General features: G+C 68.2%; 5 protein-coding genes. 2 read left to right on the forward strand and 3 right to left on the reverse strand.

From position 1 onward, the window contains the following. Positions 1-505, forward strand: a 505-nt coding sequence (locus VGR06_RS14035; protein WP_327559497.1) for an aldo/keto reductase, incomplete at its 5' end; no start/stop codon positions are given. Here the strand turns inward: VGR06_RS14035 and VGR06_RS14040 are convergent. The 3 genes from VGR06_RS14040 to VGR06_RS14050 form a co-directional block, all read right to left on the reverse strand. Further along, on the reverse strand, positions 483-1217 hold the full coding sequence (locus VGR06_RS14040; protein WP_327559498.1) for a transporter substrate-binding domain-containing protein: 735 nt from the start codon (positions 1215-1217) through the stop codon (positions 483-485). The genes VGR06_RS14035 and VGR06_RS14040 overlap by 23 nt on opposite strands. A 120-nt stretch (positions 1218-1337) precedes the next feature. Further along, entirely contained in the window at positions 1338-2684 is a 1347-nt protein-coding gene (locus tag VGR06_RS14045; protein ID WP_327559499.1) for an ABC1 kinase family protein, read from the reverse strand. A 90-nt stretch (positions 2685-2774) separates the two neighbouring features. Continuing rightward, the gene (locus VGR06_RS14050) at positions 2775-3755 is read right to left on the reverse strand and encodes an endonuclease/exonuclease/phosphatase family protein (RefSeq protein WP_327559500.1); all 981 of its coding nucleotides are present in this window, start codon (positions 3753-3755) and stop codon (positions 2775-2777) included. 145 nt (positions 3756-3900) lie between these two features. Here VGR06_RS14050 and VGR06_RS14055 point away from each other — a divergent pair, with 145 nt between their 5' ends. After that, the gene (locus tag VGR06_RS14055; protein ID WP_327559501.1) at positions 3901-4899 is read left to right on the forward strand and encodes a hypothetical protein; all 999 of its coding nucleotides are present in this window, start codon (positions 3901-3903) and stop codon (positions 4897-4899) included. Positions 4900-5173: the final 274 nt, after the last annotated feature.

A 5173-nucleotide genomic window follows, 5' to 3' on the forward strand; every position in this document is an offset into this window, starting at 1 on the left:
CCGCGCCGGCAAGATCCGCTACTTCGGCCTGAGCAACGCGGACGCCGCGGACATCGACCGCGCCGCCGCCCTGCACCCCGTGGTCAACCTCCAGATCGGGCACAGCCTCATCGATCCGGCCGACCCCGGCACACTCGACGCCTGCCTGCGGAACCGGGTCGGCGTCACCGCCTACAGCCCGCTGGCCGGCGGCTGGCTGGTCCGCGACTACCGTCCCGGCGAGCCCTACCCGCCGGGCTCCCGGATGACCCTGCGCCCCGAGCCCTACCGCGACCTCGAGCAGCGCGCCGCCACCGGACTGATCGACACCTTGCGCACCAAGGCTTCCGGGCACGGCGTCAGCCTGCCGGTGCTGGCCCTGGCCTGGGTGCTCGCCGAACCGGCCGTGGACGCCGTCATCCTCGGACCCCACCGCCCCGAGCACCTCGCCCCGGCGCTCGCCGCCCTCGAACTCGACCTCGACGAGGCCGAGCGGACCGCGCTCACCGAATCGGCACGGCGGTAGAGGGCTCCGAACCCACCCATTTCCGGTACAGGTTCGCCCAGGTTCCGTCGCGGACCGCGTCGTCGACCGTCGCGTTGACGACATTCAGCAGTTCGGCATTGCCCTTTCGCACCGCCAGGCCGTACCACACATCGAGGTCGATCTCGTCACTCCTTTCGAACCCGCTCGGCATCCGGTGGTTGACCGCGATGAGATCGTGCAGAACCGCGTCGACCTGCCCGCCCAGTAGTGCCCGAAACAGGCTGTCCTCGTCACCGAACAGAGTCGGGGCAAGCGCTCTTTTCCAGGCTTCGCTCTCGCCGCGAGCGCCGCGCTGCAGGCCCAAGGTGACTTTGGCTTTCGTGAACTGGTCAAGCTTCCTGATCGCCGCGCCATTCTTGACCAGAAGTCCGAGCCGGTCGAAGAAGTACGTGGAGGACAGATCCATGACCGCCGTCCGCGACGCGGAAATCACCAGGCCCGACGTGATGTCGCAGCGCCCGGCGTTCAGCGCAGACCCGTCCTCGATCCCGGCCTGGACCACCTGCCTGGTGACCCCGAGCCGGGTGGCCACCAGATCAATCAGGTCAAAGTCGATACCTCTCGCGTCGAACCGGTCGGTGCACACCGTGAGGTTCCCGGCGGCCACGAACGTCGGGTTCGCGGAAGGACTCGTATTGCTTGTGCTGCCCGCGGCGGAACTCAGGACGAGAGGCACGGCGAGGACGAGCACCGCTCGCCACCAGGGTGACACCCCGATCTTGATGCCACCCGATATTCGACCGGCCTGGACGAGGTATTTTGCGTTCCCCTTGAAGACGTTCCGGACCACACAGCTGAGGGTACCGCGCCCTCAGGCTGCCTCAGACTTCTTCTCCAGGCCGAGGAGGACGTACGGAATCGCCAGCTTCTGGAAGTTGGTGTCCGGGGCGAACTCCTTGATCGCGCCCTCGAGGACGAGCATGGACAGCAGCGGGAATACGAACTCCGGATCACCGTAGAGCCCGTACCGGTTCTGGATGTCGAACAGCGTGATGGCGAACTGCAGGAGGTTGAAGTCCTTGGTGTGCGCCCCGCTGTTCTTGCGAACCAGCTCGCCGTGCTCCCGGCGGAAACCCACCTCGTCGAAGTTCTTCGGCCTGATTCCGGTCGAGATGATGTTTTCCGAGCACCGGGCCTCATTGCCGGTGGCCATGGCGTAGAAGTAGTCGGCGAAATGCCAGCGGGCGTGCTCGCTGAGCTTCGTGACGAACCCCGCGTCGACCATCACGATCGTGCCGTCCGGCCGGAAGTAGAGGTTTCCGGGATGCAGGTCGTTGTGCACGAAGCCGTCCTGGAACAGCATCTTGAACACCGACTCCAGCGCGTTCTCCACGACCGCGTCCCGGGCCTGCTGGGTGAACTGCGCGGGGTTGCGCCGCACCAGGTCCGGAATGAACTCCAGAGCCAGGATGCCGGCGCCGGTCTCGGCCGGCCCGGTGAGGTCGGCGCGGACCCGCGGCACGATGACGCCCGGCATCTCCTCGAGGTTGTCGGCCAGCGCGGTCGCCGACACGGCCTCCCGGGTGAAGTCGAGCTGCGCGGCGATCGCGCCGCCCATCTGGTCGATCATCTCGCGCACCGGCATGCTGCGGAACGCCGGCAGCTTCGCCATGATCCGCGCCACGCCGCGCATCAGCGTGAAGTCCGCGCCGAGCACCTTGTCCACGCCCGGCCGGCGCAGCTTCACCGCCACCACCGAGCCGTCGTGCAGGGTCGCCCGGTACACGCAGGCGATGCTGCCGCTGGCCACCGGGACCGCGTCGAACTCGGCGAAGATCGCGTCCAGGTCACCGCCGAGCCGCTTCGCCACCAGCCGCCGCGCCCGCCGCGGGCTGATGGCCGGAACGTCGTCGTGCAGCACGGCAAGCCGCGCGCACAGCTCCGCCGGCAGCACGTCCACCCGGGTGCTGAGCAGCTGGGCGAACTTGATGAACGTGGCGCCGAGCCGGTGGATCGTGCGCATGCCGATGTTGATCAGCTTGCCCTCGAACCGGTCCCGCCGCCCGCGCGGCCGGGTGGCGACCCAGGCGACCGCGAGCCGCACCCCGGTGCCGGCCATCACCCAGCCGGTCTTCGCGGCCCGCCCGGTCAGGATCACCACGGCATACGGCAGCGGAACGTCCAGCGGCCGCGCCTTCACCCCGTCGTTGTCCGCCACCGCTTCTTTCCCTCCGACGCGCCCACGGTCGACTGAACTGATGTTAACCAGGGCAAACTCGCCGGATGATCCTTCAAAGTGCGGACCTGGCTAATCCGCCTCGACGACCTTGATGCCGATCGGGAAGTGGTCGGAGAAGCCGGCCTCGTCGACCTCCTTGCCCATGCCGCCGAACGGGCGCGGCCGGTGGTAGACGCCGGTGGACGTGCCGGGGAACCGCAGGACTTCCACGGTGTCCGGCTGGATCGCCAGCGGCGCGCCCTCCCGGGCCATGTTCTTGTTGGCCAGGAACTGGTCCAGCAGGTTGGGCTGGTTGTCGAAGTAGAACGTGCCGTCCGGCTTGCCGATCAGCGGCCACATCATGTTCCACATCCGCGGAACCTCCTTGGCCTCCACCACCTTGATCCGCTGCCGGGTGCTCAGCGCGTGGGTGACGAGCGAGGTGTCGAACGGCTCGTCGTTGAAGTCACCCATGGCCAGCGCCGGAGTCTTCTCGCCGAGCACGTCGAGCGTGCGCTCGTGGAAGTAGGCCAGCGTCTCGCCGGCGATGTCGCGGAACCCGGCCGACTCGTACTGCCCGCCGCTGCGGGACGGCCAGTGGTTGCCGAACAGCACCCAGGCGCGGCCCTTCGCGGTCTGGAAGTTGACCTGGACGATCTCGCGGGTGGCGTTGCGCCGCATCACCACGTGGTAGAACGTCTCGCCGGCGGCCAGCACCTCCGGGTCGTACAGGAACGCGACGTCGATGCCGCGGGCGTCATCGGTGTCGGCGTGCACGATGCTGTACACCCGGCTCGGTAACAGGTCCTTGATGGCGGCGACCAGCAGGTCGAGCACGTAGTGGTTCTCCACCTCGCAGACGCCCAGGACATCCGGGCCCTTTCCGCCGTTCATCTGCACGATCACCGAGGCGAGCTGGGCGATCTTCTTGTCCCGCCGCTGCGGCGTCCAGCCGGCGATGTCCTTCTTGATGGTCCTGGCCACCTTCTCCGGCCGGCGGGAGAGCGGCGCGTTCTCCTCGTCGAACAGGTTCTCGAGATTCCACCAGGCGACGTAATACGTGGACGGCATGTCACGCTCCGCTCTACTCGTGCGTCACCGGGTGAATCGCTCTTAACCCCTTCTGCGTAATGGCCGGCCGGAGGCACAACTGGTTCACAACTGGATGCGGTGACTCTCAGCGCGTCAACCCGACACCGAAGAAGGGGAACCGCTGATGGACCGAGTCATCCGCCACCGCAGACGGTGGCTGGCCGCGCTGGTGATCGCCGTGGCCGGGGCGCTGCTGTCCGCCGTGCCGGCTACCGCGACACCGTCCGCGGTGGACGTGTGGATGCAGGACAATCCGAGCGACAACGCGTCAGAGCCGAGCCTGCCGTGGTCGCCGCCGGACGTGTGGCGCAGCCCGGACATCTGGGTCTGCCAGAACCCGTCGCCGATGTGCCTGGCCGACGAGAACCCGATCGCCGGCCAGCCGGCCTACCTCTACGTCCGGCTCAACCGCCTCCAGGGCGCGACCGGCAACGTCTTCGGCACCCTGCGCACATATTGGACGGACCAGGGTGGCGCTGCGTACTGGGACGGCACCGCGACCGACGACTGGAACGACATCAGCGCGCTGTTCACCATCGTGCCGCCCGGGGGCACCATCGTCGGCCCCATTCCCTGGAACGTGCCGACCTCGCCGACCCACTTCTGTCTGCTCGCCCGCTGGGATTCCGGCAGCGACCCGATGACCTTCGCCGAGGGCCCGACCACCTGGCAGAACGCGTGGCAGAACAACAACATCGCCTGGCACAACGTGGACACCGTGCGCCTGCGGCACTTCGGTATCACGCGGGAGCCGTTCCTGGTGCGCAATCCCGAGCCGCGGCCGATCCGCACCGACCTGGTGATCGCCCCGGTCGGCCGGCCGTTCGCCGTGGACGGAAAGGTGATCGTCAACCTCGGCCCGGTGCTGGCGGCCCGCTGGCGGGAGTCCGGACAGAAGGGCGTCGGCGTGGTCCCGGTCGGGGACACCCAGGTTCAGGTCGTCAACCCGGTGAACGCGCGCATCCAGGGCCTGCTGGTCAACCCGCGAGAGAAGCTGCAGACCTTCGTCGAGCTCACCGCCGGTGAGAAGCAGGCGGGCGGACAGTTCGGGCTGCAACTGTCCCAGACCGACAGTCAGGGCCGGGACTCCGGCGGCGTCGAGTACCGCATCAGCGTCGACTAGCGCCGGCCGGACGCGGGCCGCCTCGAGGGACATCCCGGGTTCCTCGGGGCGGCTCGTTCAACGATCTGACGATCCGCGCCGCCACACGTTCAACGCGGGCACGACCGTATCGTCGGATCAGCGCCAGGTAAAACAGCGGCGGCCCAACCGAGGACCACTCGTCGACCCGGTCCGGCTGAAGCAGGTGCCGCACCACGGAGTCCACATCGAACGGGACGAGCTCAACCTGGTCGTGCTCCCACTTGTCCGGCACGCCCCGGCTACGCCGCGCCAG

The sequence above is a fragment of the Actinophytocola sp. genome (genome assembly GCF_036002505.1).
Classification (GTDB): Bacteria; Actinomycetota; Actinomycetes; order Mycobacteriales; family Pseudonocardiaceae; genus DASYTH01.